Source organism: Nonomuraea cypriaca (assembly GCF_015645445.1).
Lineage (GTDB): Bacteria > Actinomycetota > Actinomycetes > Streptosporangiales > Streptosporangiaceae > Nonomuraea > Nonomuraea cypriaca.
In genome coordinates, this window is sequence record NZ_JADOGI010000149.1 from 13389 (window position 1) to 27002 (window position 13614).

13 protein-coding genes and 1 pseudogene are annotated in these 13614 nt (G+C 71.4%); 5 read left to right on the forward strand and 9 right to left on the reverse strand.

The genetic code is table 11. The annotated features are described in order from the left end of the window. The first annotated feature begins 83 nt into the window (after positions 1–83). On the forward strand, positions 84–1301 hold the full coding sequence (locus ITP53_RS36785) for an acyltransferase family protein (RefSeq protein WP_195900083.1): 1218 nt from the start codon (positions 84–86) through the stop codon (positions 1299–1301). 35 nt (positions 1302–1336) lie between these two features. Then, complete coding sequence (locus tag ITP53_RS36790) at positions 1337–2230, forward strand: isocitrate lyase/PEP mutase family protein (protein WP_207756945.1); 894 nt, start codon at positions 1337–1339, stop codon at positions 2228–2230. Here ITP53_RS36790 and ITP53_RS36795 read toward each other — a convergent pair. The 5 genes and pseudogenes from ITP53_RS36795 to ITP53_RS36815 form a co-directional block, all read right to left on the reverse strand. Further along, positions 2217–2384, reverse strand: a pseudogene (locus ITP53_RS36795) (mycothiol transferase); the annotation flags it as partial. The gene ITP53_RS36790 and the pseudogene ITP53_RS36795 sit on opposite strands and share 14 nt — an antisense overlap. A gap of 17 nt (positions 2385–2401) precedes the next feature. Then, complete coding sequence (locus tag ITP53_RS36800) at positions 2402–2971, reverse strand: hypothetical protein (RefSeq protein ID WP_207756946.1); 570 nt, start codon at positions 2969–2971, stop codon at positions 2402–2404. A 132-nt stretch (positions 2972–3103) separates the two neighbouring features. Then, on the reverse strand, positions 3104–4228 hold the full coding sequence (locus ITP53_RS36805) for an acyltransferase family protein (protein WP_195900086.1): 1125 nt from the start codon (positions 4226–4228) through the stop codon (positions 3104–3106). Between the two features lie 90 nt (positions 4229–4318). Next, positions 4319–4849: a Dps family protein gene (locus tag ITP53_RS36810; protein WP_236051546.1), complete on the reverse strand. Its 531-nt coding sequence runs from the start codon at positions 4847–4849 to the stop codon at positions 4319–4321. Between the two features lie 204 nt (positions 4850–5053). Further along, positions 5054–5791 carry an alcohol dehydrogenase catalytic domain-containing protein gene (locus ITP53_RS36815; protein WP_207756948.1) on the reverse strand — a complete coding sequence of 246 codons (738 nt, stop codon included), beginning with the start codon at positions 5789–5791 and terminating at the stop codon, positions 5054–5056. A 161-nt stretch (positions 5792–5952) separates the two neighbouring features. Here ITP53_RS36815 and ITP53_RS36820 point away from each other — a divergent pair, with 161 nt between their 5' ends. Then, positions 5953–7920: a glycoside hydrolase family 15 protein gene (locus ITP53_RS36820; protein ID WP_195900088.1), complete on the forward strand. Its 1968-nt coding sequence runs from the start codon at positions 5953–5955 to the stop codon at positions 7918–7920. A gap of 13 nt (positions 7921–7933) precedes the next feature. On the opposite strand, the gene ITP53_RS36825 is transcribed toward ITP53_RS36820, so the two are convergent. From ITP53_RS36825 to ITP53_RS36840, 4 genes are all read right to left on the reverse strand, one after another. After that, a complete protein-coding gene (locus ITP53_RS36825) occupies positions 7934–8686 on the reverse strand; it encodes a methyltransferase domain-containing protein (RefSeq protein WP_195900089.1) in 753 nt (250 codons plus the stop codon). 95 nt (positions 8687–8781) lie between these two features. Further along, complete coding sequence (locus ITP53_RS36830) at positions 8782–9999, reverse strand: threonine synthase (RefSeq protein ID WP_195900090.1); 1218 nt, start codon at positions 9997–9999, stop codon at positions 8782–8784. Between the two features lie 143 nt (positions 10000–10142). Next, complete coding sequence (locus ITP53_RS36835) at positions 10143–11249, reverse strand: PQQ-dependent sugar dehydrogenase (RefSeq protein ID WP_195900091.1); 1107 nt, start codon at positions 11247–11249, stop codon at positions 10143–10145. A gap of 170 nt (positions 11250–11419) precedes the next feature. Next, the gene (locus tag ITP53_RS36840; protein WP_195900092.1) at positions 11420–12649 is read right to left on the reverse strand and encodes an NmrA family NAD(P)-binding protein; all 1230 of its coding nucleotides are present in this window, start codon (positions 12647–12649) and stop codon (positions 11420–11422) included. Between the two features lie 53 nt (positions 12650–12702). Between ITP53_RS36840 and soxR the strand changes: the two genes are divergently transcribed. Together soxR and ITP53_RS36850 are read left to right on the forward strand one after the other, a co-directional pair. Continuing rightward, complete coding sequence (gene soxR, locus ITP53_RS36845; protein ID WP_195900093.1) at positions 12703–13170, forward strand: redox-sensitive transcriptional activator SoxR; 468 nt, start codon at positions 12703–12705, stop codon at positions 13168–13170. A gap of 1 nt (position 13171) precedes the next feature. After that, on the forward strand, positions 13172–13387 hold the full coding sequence (locus tag ITP53_RS36850) for a hypothetical protein (RefSeq protein ID WP_195900094.1): 216 nt from the start codon (positions 13172–13174) through the stop codon (positions 13385–13387). Positions 13388–13614: the final 227 nt, after the last annotated feature.

Here is a 13614-nt window from a genome sequence, read left to right on the forward strand (position 1 = left end):
GAGCCGAAGACGGAGGCGCGGTGGTGCCCCGGTGAAGGGAATGAGGAGGCGCGGAGAAACCCTGAAGGGATACGTTGGGTCATATGACGACCGCCTACGTCGAAACCCCCCATGCCGCTCAGACGGCGCCTTCCAGACTCGCGTGGCTGGACGCGTTACGCGGCATCGGCGCTCTCGCGGTCGTCTGGGAGCACCTGACGACCTGGGCCATGCCCTGGTTACGGCCGACCTCGATCAACGTCGGCGTGTACGGCGTCCTGGTGTTCTTCCTCGTCAGCGGCTACATCATCCCGGTCTCGCTGGAACGCCACGGCGACCTGCGGGCCTTCTGGATCGGCCGCCTCTTCCGCCTCTATCCGCTCTACCTCGCGGTCATCGCCCTGGCCCTGGCCCTGGCGTGGTGGATCCCCATCCGCGCCGCGGTGCCGAGGGACGCGTCCGCCGTGGCCGCGCACGCGACGATGCTGATCGACGTGGTCGGCGTGGGCGGCGTGCTGAACACGATGTGGACGTTGTCGTACGAGATGGTCTTCTACCTGGTGGTCGCCGCGCTGTTCGTGACCGGCGTGCGGGATCGTCGCGGGCTGCTCCCGCTCCTGTTCGGGCTGGTCTCGATCGTCACGGGTGTCCTGGTGACCGGGCCGACGTTGTCGGGCGGGTGGCCGGCGTGGTTGTCGTTCGCCGCCTTCGCCGTCGGGCTGGCGGCCGTGATAGCCGGCCGCGCGCGTACGGTCGCGGCCTGCCTGCTGGGCGTCATGGCGCTGGCTCTGGTGCTGCTGGGCGGGGGCGTTCCGTGGTTCGGCGCGGCGATCCTCGCGGTCATGTTCGCCGGCACCGCGATCCACCGGTGGGAACGCGGCGAGGGCCCGCTGTGGCCGGTGGGCATCGCCGCCCTCCTGGTGGCGTTGACGCCGCTCTGGGCGGTCAACGCCGGTTGGTGGTGGGTGCAGCCGGATGTGTGGGGCCTGACCATCGTCCTCACGGCCGTCAGCTTCGCCGCCGCGATGGCCTGGCGGCACCGCCGCGTCCCCGCCCTCCTCACCTGGCTCGGCGCGATCAGCTACTCCCTCTACCTGGTGCACCTGCCGATCCTCCTGGTGCTCATGCGGGTGGCGGGGGAGATGCGCCGGGCGCCGCTGCCCGCGCAGCTCGGCGTCGGCGTGCTCTTCCTCGCCGTGCTCCTGCCGGGGAGCTGGCTGACGTACCGGTACATCGAGCAGCCGGCGCGCCGCCTCGGCCGCCGCCTGACCGGCCGCTACGCACCCTCTGACGAGATGATTTCCGGACTTCGCCGGGTATGAGTCACGGGGAGGGCGCCAGCGGAGGGGGTGATTCTGTGACACGGCACACGACCCGGCTGAGGGAACTGCTCAGCGCCCCGGAGATCCTGGTGGCCCCCGGCGCCTACGACGGCACCGGCGCCCGGCTGGTGCGGGAGCTGGGCTTCCGGGCGGTCTACCTCAGCGGCTTCCAGACGTCGGCCAGCATGCTGGGCCAACCCGACGTCGGCTACCTGACGATGACGGAGATGGTGGCGCGGGTCGCCGCCTTCACCGAGGCCACCGGCCTGCCGCTGATCGCCGACGCCGACACCGGTTACGGCAACCCGCTCAACGTGCGCCGCGCGGTGCGCGCGTACGAGGCGGCCGGCGCGGCGGCGCTGCACATCGAGGACCAGACCTTCCCCAAGCGGTGCGGCCACATGCTGGGCCGCCACGTCATCGCCAGGGACGAGATGATCCAGAAGGTCAGAGCCGCCGTGGACGCCCGGCGCGATCCCGACTTCGTGATCATCGCGCGCACCGACGCGCGGACCACGATGGGCCTCGACGAGGCGCTCGACCGCGGCGCGGCCTACCACGAGGCGGGCGCCGACGTGCTGTTCATCGAGTCGCCCGAGAGCGAGGAGGAGATGCGACGGATCTGCGACACGTTCCGCGGCGTCGTCCCCGTGCTCAGCAACCAGATCGAGGGCGGGCGTACGCCGCTGGTGGGCATGCGCGCGCTCGAGGAGATGGGGTACGCGCTGGCGATCTTCTCGGTCGGCGCCGCCTTCGCCGCGGCCAAGGGCCTGAGGGACTACCTGGAGACGCTCGCCACCCGGGGCGACACCCGGCCGATGCTCGGGAACATGACCGGGTTCGACGAGTTCAACACGCTGATCGGCCTCGACGAGCACGCCCTGCTGGAGGAGGCCTACCAGGTGCCTGATCCGCCTACTCGCCGGTGAGCCCGTCCACCGACTCCCTGAGGAGGTCCGCGTGGCCGTTGTGCCGCGCGTACTCCTCGATCATGTGGCACAGGATCCAGCGCAGGCTCGGCGCCTGGCCGTCCGGCCAGGAACGCCGCGCGAGCTGGTCCAGGCCGCCGCCGGCCAGCGCCTCCGCCACCAGGGCGGGGCTCACCCCCAGCGGCCTTTCGTCCTGGTCGGGTCCTGTCCCGGCGGGACGTCGCCACGTCCCGGCCACCGCCGGTCGGGCCGCGTGGGCTCGGCGGTGGGTGGCGGCTCGGCGGTCGGTTCCGTGGTCGGCCTCACCGGTGGGCTCGTGGTCCGCCTCGTGGGGGGCCGGGTGGTCGGCTCCGCGGTCGGTTCGCGTTTGAGCCGTTCCACGGGCCGCGTGGAGCGCGGCTGCTGGGGCGGCTGCCGGTACTGGCTCCGCGTCGGTACGCCGGCGCGCGTCGTCCTCGGCTCGGCCCCCGTGGAGGGCACACGCGTACGGGTCGCCACCGGCGTCGGCTGGTTGATCTGCCGGGCGGGAGGCGTCGCCGTCGTCGTCGCCGTCGGGCTCGGATCGTCGGGCGAAGTCGTGACGGCCGGGCCGCCGGGCTGGTCCACGGGCAGTCCGCTCACCGGTTGTCTGGCCCCGGACAACAGGCCGGTGATCATGACGAAGACGATGGCGAACGCCATCATGCCCCCGAGGACCGATCCGAACTTGATCAGCCGCTTCCGGCGGTCGCTCTGATCCACGGAGACGGCCGTTGGAGGCGGTTCGGGGTGGTGATGGTCAGGGGGCACGAGCAGATCGTAGTGACGTTCACGCCTGTGAATATAGGACTCATATCGCTCTGTATGACCTGAGATCGACCCGTGACCCACGCGTCATCGAGGCCGCGCGCCGCTGGGGATCAGGCGTTTGCCGAGGCGCTGGGCCGGGGCTTCGATCAGGCGGTGGCTCACGAGGCTGAGCGGGATCAGCACGAGGAGGAACGGCGTCAGGCCGGGGATCACGTACAGCAGGATCGGGTGCAGCAGATAGAGGGAGAAGCTGATCACGCCGAGTCGCGACAGCCAGCGCGGGAACGCCCGCTCGCGCAGCGCGAGCGCCAGGCCGAAGGCGCCGAACGCCAGCACGAACGCGGACGCCCAGGCGGGGTCGTCCTTGGCGGCGATCCCGCAGGCCAGCACCGCCGCCACCGCGACACCGGCGGTACGCCAGGAGATCGTGCCCCGCTCGGCGCGGTGGACCGCCGTGCCCGCGAACATGGTCGCCAGGATGATCATGCCCTGCCAGGTGCCGCCCCGGCTGCCGAGGACCACCAGCGCCAGGCCGAGGAGTCCGCCCGCGACCGCCGCCGCCGTACGCGTCCCGCCGTGCCCCAGCACGGTCACCGCGACGGCCGCGACCACCGCGAGGCCGAGCGACGCGGCGACCTGGTCGGCCCCGCCGTTGATCATCGTACGCGGCAGCAGCAGTCCTAACGGCACCGCGGCCGCCGCCAGGGCCACGGCGATCCCCGCCGACCTGTGCGCCTGCCGCACCGCGAACAGCGCGACGCACATCAGGTAGAACGCCATCTCGTACGAGAGCGTCCACGCCACGCTGATGACCGCAGGCAGGTTGAGCAGTTCCTGCAGCATGGTCACGTTGCCGAGCAGCACCAGGGGCAGGGGGCGTTCGCCGAGCTTCGGTTCGACAGGGAGCAATCCCACCTGGGCGAGGAGCAGTGCCAGGCAGGAGGCGGTGAGCAGCAGCGGGAGCAGGCGGAAGGCCCGGCCGGCCCAGAAGGCGCGCAGGTCGCCGCGCCGTTCCAGGGAGGCGGGGATGATGTACCCGCTGACCAGGAAGAACACGAACACGCCCCACGTGCCCAGGTCGATCCTGCGGTCCACTTCCGCCCACACGCCGGGCACGAACGTCCAGCCGGCGTGGTGCATGGTGACGGCCAGAGCTGCCGGCCCCCGCAGGGCGTCCAGCCAGGCCAGCCGGTCGGGGGCCGCGAACATCTGACGGAGTCTAGGCCATAAGCGACCTTTGCCCCTTTTGCTGGTTTCGGCGGCGCGCGTCCGTGAAGGGAGCGCGCCGCCGGCGGGTGATCAGGCTTTGCGGCCCTCGACCAGCGGGGTGTCGACCAGGTGCTCGATCAGGAACCAGGTCTGCAGCTCGCCGGTCCTGATGACCTCGGACACCAGCAGGTCGTTGGTGCCGTCGTCGCCCATCTCCTGGGCGCGCGCGGCCGCGTCGTGGGCGGCGACGAGGATCGTCTCGTGGGCCTCGACCAGGCGGGAGAGCATGGCCGGGACCTCCTCGCAGCCGTTCGGCGGGCGCGGGATCACGGTGATCTCGGCCACGTGGCGCGGGTCCGCGACCGCGACGCCGCCGAGGGTCTGGATCCGCTCGGCCATCTTGTCCACCAGTTCGAGCTGCTCTCCCGCGTGCTTGTCCAGCAGCAGGTGGAGCTGGTAGAAGGTCGGGCCGCGCATCAGCCAGTGATGCTTCTTGTAGAGGTTGTAGAGGATCTGCGTGTCGGCGAGGATCTGGTTCAGCCGCTGGCAGGAGTACTCGCGGGCGTCCCTCGACAGTCCCAGCGGGAACAACCGCACGGTGCCGAACTCCTGGATCTCCATGCCGTTCACGTGCAGCCACGGCTGGCTGCCGGGCTTGGCCCGGGTGGCCTTGGTCGAGCGTCTGATGGGCACGCGCATCTCCCTTGACGGGCGAACAGGAAAAGTTGTCCCGGAACCTGCCCTGTGCTGCGCCAAGAGCCACTACAAACAACCACAAAAGGTAGTCAAAACCGCATTCTCGGCTAATCTGCACAGAACGGACGTTCAGCACAGGATCAGCGGTTTGACCACGTTCTCGACCCCCTGTCCGGCCGTCAGTTCGAGGATCCGCTCGACGACGTCCTCTTTCGTGAAGTCCACGATCTCGTCCGCGCCATAGAGGCGGGCGAGCTTCTGGCGGCCGGGAACCGACTCGACGCCGATGTCGAGACCGGCTCCGCGCAGCCTCGCCCCCGCGGTCGCCATGAGCCCCACCGGGCCCTGGGCGAGAACCGCCACCGTCCCGCCGATGGGGATGTCGCCCTTCTCCGCTCCCATGAAGCCGGTCGAGAGCATGTCGGCGCAGTAGACGGCCATGTCGTCGGGGATCCCGCCGGGGATCCCGGCCATGTTGGCGTCTGCCTCGTTGACGTGGAAGTACTCCGCGAACACGCCGTCTTTCGTGTTGGCGAACTTCCAGCCGCCCAGTGGGCCGCCGGACTGTGACGGGTGCCCGTCCTCGGCGGCCGGGTCGCCCCAGTCCGGGGTGATGGCGCCGACCAGCACCCGGTCCCCGGGCTTGAAGACCTTCACCTCCTCCCCGACCTCGTGAACGACGCCGACCGCCTCGTGGCCGAGCGTGAGGTTCTCCCTCGGCCCGATGCCGCCGCCGACGGTGTGCGTGTCCGAGGTGCAGATGAGCGCTCTGGTCGTCCGGACCACCGCGTCGGACGGGCCCGGACGCGGCACGGGCTTGTCCATGAAGCCCACGCTGCCGATCTTCTTCATGACGAAAGCCTTCATCGCCGTTCCTCGCCTCCCCGTGGCGGCCCGCCCCGGGCCTGCCGTCGCCCGTGCGGGCGGCTCACGTACCCCTAGAGGGGCGGCGTAATCCCCGGTCGGCGGGCGTGGACCCCGCTTGATTGCCGGCCCGTGACCTGGGTAGTCGGGAGAGCGCCCGGCCGATGGCGGTCGATCCGAAGGGGGCGGAGGCGATGGCAGGCATGCCGGTCGGAAGGTCTCATCTGACGCTGGGAGGGAGTCCGTTCCCTCCGATCGCCGACTACGGGTTCCTCTCCGACTGCGAGGTGACCGCGTTGGTCGCACCGAGCGGCAGCGTGGAGTGGATGTGCCTGCCCAGGATGGACGGCCCCAGCGTCTTCGCGGCGATGCTCGACCGGGACGCCGGCTTCTTCCGGCTCGGTCCGGCGGACGTCACCGTGCCGTCCGGACGGCGTTATCTGCCGGGGACGATGGTGCTGGAGACCACGTGGAACGTTCCCACCGGCTGGGCCGTGGTCCGCGACGTGCTCCTCGTGGGGCCGTGGCGATACACTTCGAACCGGTCGGGCACGCACCGGCGCGTACCCGTCGATCACAGCGCCGAGCGCGTCCTGCTCAGGACGGTGCGTTGCCTGAACGGGGCCGTCGACTTCGTCATGGAGTGCGAACCCGCCTTCGACTACGGCCGCGGGCGCGGAGAGTGGCGCCACCTCGGCGGCGGCTACGGGCAGGCCGAGGTCCTCGTCGAGGGCGAACCGCGGTTCCGGCTGACCACCGACCTCAACGTGGGGTTCGAGGGCCCGCGGGCGATGGCGAGACGCCGCCTGCACGCCGGGGAGCAGGCGTTCTGCGCGCTCTCGTGGAGCGACGGCGATCCGCCGGCGAGCTTCTCCGAGGCTCATCGGCGGCTCACCCGCACCGCGGACTTCTGGCACGAGTGGATCAGCCGCGGCACCTTCCCCGACCACCCCTGGCGCAAGTACCTGCAGCGGTCCGCGCTGACGCTGAAGGGCCTGATCTACGCGCCCACCGGCGCCCTGCTCGCGGCCGCGACCTCCTCGCTGCCCGAGACCCCGGGCGGGGAACGCAACTACGACTACCGCTTCACCTGGCTGCGGGACGCGACGTTCATGCTCTGGGGTCTGTACACGCTGGGCCTGGACCGGGAGGCCGACGACTTCTTCTGCTTCATCGCCGACCTCGCCGAGCAGGAAGCCGATCTGCAGATCATGTACGGGATAGGCGGCGAGCGGGACCTGACCGAGCACGTCCTCGACCACCTGTCCGGCTACGAAGGCGCCCGCCCGGTCCGCATCGGCAACGGCGCGTGGGACCAGCGCCAGCACGACGTCTGGGGAGTCCTGCTCGACTCGGTCTACCTGCACACCTGTTGCCGTGACGAGCTGGACGAGCGCAGGTGGCCGATGCTGAGGCGTCAGGTGGGGGCCGCGATCGAGCACTGGCGGCAGCCCGACCAGGGCCTGTGGGAGGTCCGGGGCCCGGCGCGGCACTTCACCGCCTCCAAGGTCCTCTGCTGGGTGGCCCTGGACCGCGGCGCGAAGCTGGCTCTGCTGCGCGGCGACACCGAGCAGGCGGCCGAGTGGCGGCGGATCGCCGACGAGATCCACGCCGACGTCTGCGCCCACGGTACCGACGACCGTGGAGTCTTCTGCCAGCACTACGACACCTCGGCGCTGGACGCCGCCGCGCTGCTGATCCCCCTCGTCGGTTTCCTGCCGCCCACGGACCCGCGGGTGCGGGCGACGGTGCTGGCCATCGCCGACGAGCTCACCGAGGACGAGCTGGTGCTGCGCTACCGGGTCGAGGAGACGGACGACGGCTTCAGCGGCGAGGAGGGAACGTTCACGATCTGCTCGTTCTGGCTGGTCTCGGCGCTGATCGGGATCGGGGAGGTCCGCCGCGCGCGGGCACTGTGCGAGAAGGTGCTCGCCGCCGCCAGCCCGTTGCTCCTGTACGCCGAGGAGATCGACTCGCACACCGGCCGCCACCTGGGGAACTTCCCGCAGGCGTTCTCGCACCTGGCCCTCATCAACGCCGTCACGGACCTGATCAGGGAAGACGCGCGCATCGACGCGGACGCGCATGTCCACAGCCTCGCCGACCTGGGCTCGGCCAGCCCGCGTCAGTAGACCCGTGGCGCGGTCAGCGGGCCCGGCGGGCGAGGGCGAGGTCGGTGACGAGGGTCATGTCCACGCCGTCGCCCAGCAGGGCGGAGACCTCCCGCAGCAGCGCCTCGCGGGTGCCGGGGTCCAGGATCCGGTACCCGGACATCGAGCGGAGCAGGTCGACGTAGCGGTCGGCGGCGTACCAGTCGGTGTGCGTGTAGTGGCGATGTCCGAGGTCGGTGAAGCGGGGGTCACGGGCCAGCTCGTGCCCGGAGTCCTCGGTCCGGAGCGGCGTGTTCTGGTGCAGGCTCGTGCTGTCCAGTCCGTGGCGGTCGTCCACCGCGGCCAGGGCGGCCCGCAACTCGGGGTCGGTGACGACGTAGCGGTTCCAGAAGATCGCCACCGCGCCGGAGGGCGCCAGGGCGGCGTGGGCCAGGTCCCAGCGCCTGGCCCGGTCGACCCAGTGCCAGGCCTGGGCGGAGTAGAGCAGGGCGAACGCCCGGTCAGGGACGTAGTCCTCGAACCTGCCGAGCTCGACCCGGACGTCCGGGCAGTTCGCGGTCAGCGCGGCGGCCATTCTGGGGTCGGGTTCGACGCAGGTCAGGTCCGCTCCGCGGGCGGCGAAGGCCGCGGTGGCCTTGCCCGTGCCCGCGCCCACCTCCAGCAGGGGGCCGACGGGCGCGTAGCCGAGCACCTCGGTGACGAGCTGGGCGGGATAGCCCTGTCTGGCCGACTCGTACTGGCTGACCGCCTCGCCGAACACCACGCTTCGCTCACGATCGACCGTCACCGCGTCCCCCTCGTTGCCTTGGCGCTCCGGCGAGAGCCGATTCAATCACGCCGGGAAAGCGAGGTCCCCGCCGGGTGCACGGCCAGGAAGGCTGTCTAGACGAGGTGGGCGTCGGCCGCGAGGACCGGCGCGTCCACTGGGACCGTACCCGGATACTTCAGGCCGGCCCCCGTGTTCAGCACCACGACCTGGTCGTCCGCGCCGATCCAGCCGGACGCGCGCAGCTTGCGGGCCGCAGCGAAGGCCGCCGCGCCCTCCGGGCAGACGAACGCCCCTTCCAGGGCCGCGACCTCCCGCAGCTCGGCCAGCAACTCGGCGTCGGTGACCGTGACCGCGGTCCCCGAGGTCTCGGCCAGCGCCTCCAGGATGAGGAAGTCGCCCAGCGGCTTGGGCACGTTGATGCCGAACGCCACCGTACGCGAGTCCTCCCAGTAGGTGCTCTCCCGCTCCCCGCGCTCGAACGCGCGCACGATCGGCGCGCAGCCCTCGGCCTGGACCGCGACCAGCCGCGGCAGCGGACCCGAGATCCAGCCGAGCTCGCGCAGCTCGTTCAGCGCCTTGTGGATGCCGATCAGGCCCACGCCGCCGCCGGTGGGGTAGAGGATCACGTCGGGAGTACGCCAGCCGAGCTGCTCGGCGATCTCGATGCCCATGGTCTTCTTGCCCTCGATGCGGTACGGCTCCTTGAGCGTCGAGGTGTCGAACACCCGGCCGTCCGATGCCGCGACCAGCTCCCCGACCATCCGCCCCGCGTCGCTGATCAGGCCGTCCACCAGGTGCAGATCCGTGCCCGACGCCACGCACTCCCTGCGGGTGATCTCCGGCGCGTCCACCGGCATGACGACCGTGGCGGTCAGCCCGGCGCGGGCGCCGTAGAGTGCCCAGGCCGCTCCGGCGTTGCCGTTGGTCGGCATCGCCAGCCGCTCGATCCCCAGCTCGGCCGCGCGTGACACGCCGACCGCGGCGCCGCGCGCCTTGAACGAGCCGGTGGGGATCAGCCCTTCGTCCTTCATCAGCAGCCGCGGCAGGCCGGCGCGCTCGCCGTACCTGGCCATGGGCAGCAACGGCGTCATCCCCTCGCCCAGGGTGGTCACCGCGCGCGGGTCGCGGACCGGCAGCAGCTCGTGGTAGCGCCACAGGTCCGGCGCGCGCGTCGCGAGCTCCGCCGGGCTCACCGAGGACCGTACGGCCGCCAGGTCGTAGCGGGCGAGCAGCGGGGATCCGCACTTCGCGCAGAGATTCTGCGGTCGCTCGCTGTCATGGTCGGCTCCGCACCGGCCGCATTCCAGGTGGGACAGATGGCTGAAACTCACGCATGCTCCTCAGTGCTCGCCACGACCTCGCGTGCGGCCCCACGTCGCCGGGCGGTGGGGAGCGGCGCGGGGTGGCGCCTTCCTCGAAAGCCGCGGAGTCGGTCGAGCCGGACACCAGCCCATCGTAGTGAGGCCCCCTGAGGTCACATGCCGGTGCGCTGGAGGCCGGAGGGCGTCTGGGTGCCGCCACCCGTGGCCGGTGGGATGCGGATGATGCGGTCGTCCTGGGCCACCGGCGTGCCGCGGCCGTCCCGGTTGCTGGTCGTCACCCAGAGCCAGCCGTCCGGTCCGACGGCGACGCCGCGCAGCCGCCCGTAGGCGGACTGGAGCTCGGCCACCGGCGTGCCCGCCGTGCCGCCGCTGGTCAACGGCACCGTCCAGAGCCGCTGGCCGCGCAGCCCCGCGGCGAAGAGGGTGTCGTTGGCGTACGCCAGTCCGCTCGGTGACGCCTCGGCGGTCGTCCAGGTGACGATCGGGCTGCGGAAGGAGGTGTCGCCGCAGTTCCCCTCGCACGTGGGCCAGCCGTAGTTGCCGCCCGCCACGATCTGGTTGACCTCGTCCCAGGTGTTCTGGCCGAACTCGGTGGCGTACATCCTGCCCTGGGAGTCCCAGGCCAGGCCCTGCACGTTGCGGTGGCCGTAGCTCCAGACGCGGGAGCCGGAGAACGGATTGCCGGACGGGACGCCGCCGGTGGGCGTCATGCGCAGGATCTTCCCGGCGGGGCTGCTGAGGTTCTGGGCGTTGGCGGTGGTGCCGGCGTCGCCGGTCGCCACGTACAGCATGCCGTCCGGGCCGAAGGCGATGCGACCGCCGTCGTGGATGGTGCCGCTCGGCACCCCTGAGAAGAGCACCGTCTGCGTCTGGGCGGCGCTCAGCTGGAACCTGACCAGGCGGTTGTCGCCGCTGGTGCTGGTGAAGTAGGCGTACACCCAGCCGTCCTGGGCGTACGAAGGCGACACCGCGATGCCGAGCAGGCCGCTCTCGCCCGAGGCGCTCACCCCGCTGATCGTGGCGACCGGGGTAGGCGTCTGGCCGGGGCGGGCCTGGAGGATCCGGCCGGTGTTCCGCTCGGAGACCAGCGCGCTGCCGTCCGGCAGGAACGCCAGGGCCCAGGGCACCTGCAGCCCGGTGACGGAGACCTCCGCCCTGGAGAAGTCGAAACCCCCCACCACCTGGGCGCGCGCCTCTGGAGCGGTGATGACCAGGGCCAGCAGCGCGAGGATCAGGGCCGGGACGACACGGGCTCGCATGGCGGCCTCCTTCGGCGGATCGATACCGGAAACCCTAAGCATCGGGACGACCCGACCTCAATCACCGCGCGCGGGATGATCCCGTCAACTGCGACGACGGCTCCACGACGGTGAAGCTTTCAACCAGGTACGCCTGTCCGTCCTGCGGCGGGAACGCTGACCGTGCCCCGTCACCGTAGGACCGCCTGCGGTCGGTCGAAGTAGTAGACCTCCTCGCGGACGATGCGCCCGCCGGAGACCGTGTAGAGGGACATCTTGGTGGTGTTCGTACGCTGCCCGGTCGGCCGGTGGAGCTCGTCGAAGGTGAACTTGATCGCGAACCGGTCACCCGCTACGAACGGCCCCTCGACGTCGACGCCGTGGATGTCGTAGTCCGCCGTGAGTCGCCCGGCGTTCTCCACGATCGCCCGCGGGCCGTGCAGCTCCCCGCCACCCTCCAGCGGCGCCACGCGCACGATGTCTTCCGCCAGGAGCGCCATGGCCTCCTCCAGGGACCCCCGCAGGAACGCTCCCGCGTAGGCGTCGGCGACGTCCCGTACATTCCGGAAGTCGGCCGCGTGGTCGCGGGCCCACTCCAGGAACGTACGGGCCGGGCGGCCGGTCACCTCGCGCACGGTGGGGACGACCGGCTCCGGCTCGTCCACGATGCGGGCCCAGTGATCGAGCGCCTGGTCCACGAATTCCGGCGCTCCCCAGGCGGCGACCATCTGCTCGCGGGCCTCCTCGCGCGGCTGCTCGTCGAAGCGCAGCTCCCGCCCGATCGCCGCGCCGATGAGGCGTACCTGCTCGGCCTGGGTGAGCACCTCAGGGCCCGTGAGCAGGTATCGCCGGCCGTCGTGCCCGTCCTCGGTCAGCGCCGATGCCGCCACGGCCGCGATGTCGGCCTCGTGGATCAGCGACCTGGCCGCGCCCGCGTACGGCGCCCGCACCACGCCCGTGTCGCGGATCTGGCCGGCCCAGCCCAGGGTGTTGGCGGCGAACCCGCCGGCCCGCAGGAACGTCCACCGCACACCGGAGCGCTCGATCAGCCGCTCGACCTGGCCCCACACCCCGTTCTCCGCCGGTTCGGCGTCGTCGCGCACGGAGAAGGCCGACAGGTAGACCACCTGGCGCGAGTGCTTGGCGATCGCTTCCACCACCGGCTCCGCGCCCTCCGCCGTGACGAACGGCCACAGCAGGAACACCGACTCCACACCCTCCAGCGCCGCGTCCAGAGAGCCCGGCTCCGTCAGGTCTCCGACGGCCACCTCGACCCCGGCGGGCAGGCGGGCGGAACGCGGGTCCCTGACCAGTACGCGCGGCGTGTGCCCGGCCTCGGTCAGCAGGGACACCACGTTCCTGCCCACGTTGCCGGTCGCCCCGGTGACGAGGATCTTCTTCTGCTCGTTTCGCTCAGTCATGTGGCCATGCTCGAACTTAAACCATTGTTCAAGTCAAGTCGTAGGATCGGCTGATGACCACCGTCTCCTGGAACACCAAGGAACTGACCATCGGTGAGCTGTCGGAACGCAGCGGTGTGCCCGCTTCGGCCCTGCGCTTCTACGAGCGCCAAGGGCTCATCCACAGCCGCCGTACCACCGGGAACCAGCGCCGCTACCACCGGACCACGCTGCGCGTGGTGGCCTTCATCCGCGCCTCGCAGACCGTCGGCATCCCTCTGACGGTGATCGGCGAGGTGCTGTCCTTCCTCCCGGAAGGCGCCACCCCGACCCGCGAGTTCTGGCTGCGGGCCTCCGAGTGCTGGAGCAGGGAGCTCAACAGCCGGATCGAACGGCTGGAGCGGATGCGCGACCTGTTCACCGACTGCATCGGCTGCGGCTGTTTGTCGTTCGAGCAGTGCGCGCTGGTCAACCCCCGCGACCGCCTCGGCGAGAAAGGCGCAGGCCCCCACCGCCTCAACACCGCCTCACCGGCCTCCTGACGTGAAGGCCCAGGTCCTCGGCGGCGTCGGCGCGCTCGCGTACGGCACGGCCGGGCAGCGCGCGCCCTCGGCACAGGGCGCCCAGGCGATGGCCTCGGCGCCCCGCGGACCGGCCGCCGCCTGGTTGACCGGTAACAGCATCGTGACCAGCGCGAGAACGAGGCGGCGAGTGGATCTTCGCATGCTGCTCCAGCCGTGGACGGTGGGGCGCCGCTGACTGGACGTATGAGCCGCTGCGGGGGATCGCGGGGACGCTGATAGGTGTGCGGCGGGCGCTGCGGGTGCTGGCCTGGACGGGGTCAATGCCCGGCGGCGGACGGGCGGTCGCGCGGCTGCTCGGGCACCGGCATCCGCCGGCACACTTCGCCGGGACGGTGGGCGGGGCTCGGTGCCGACGGAGGCGGAGACGGGTAGGCGCGGGCCAGGGCCGGCACAGGAGTCGGT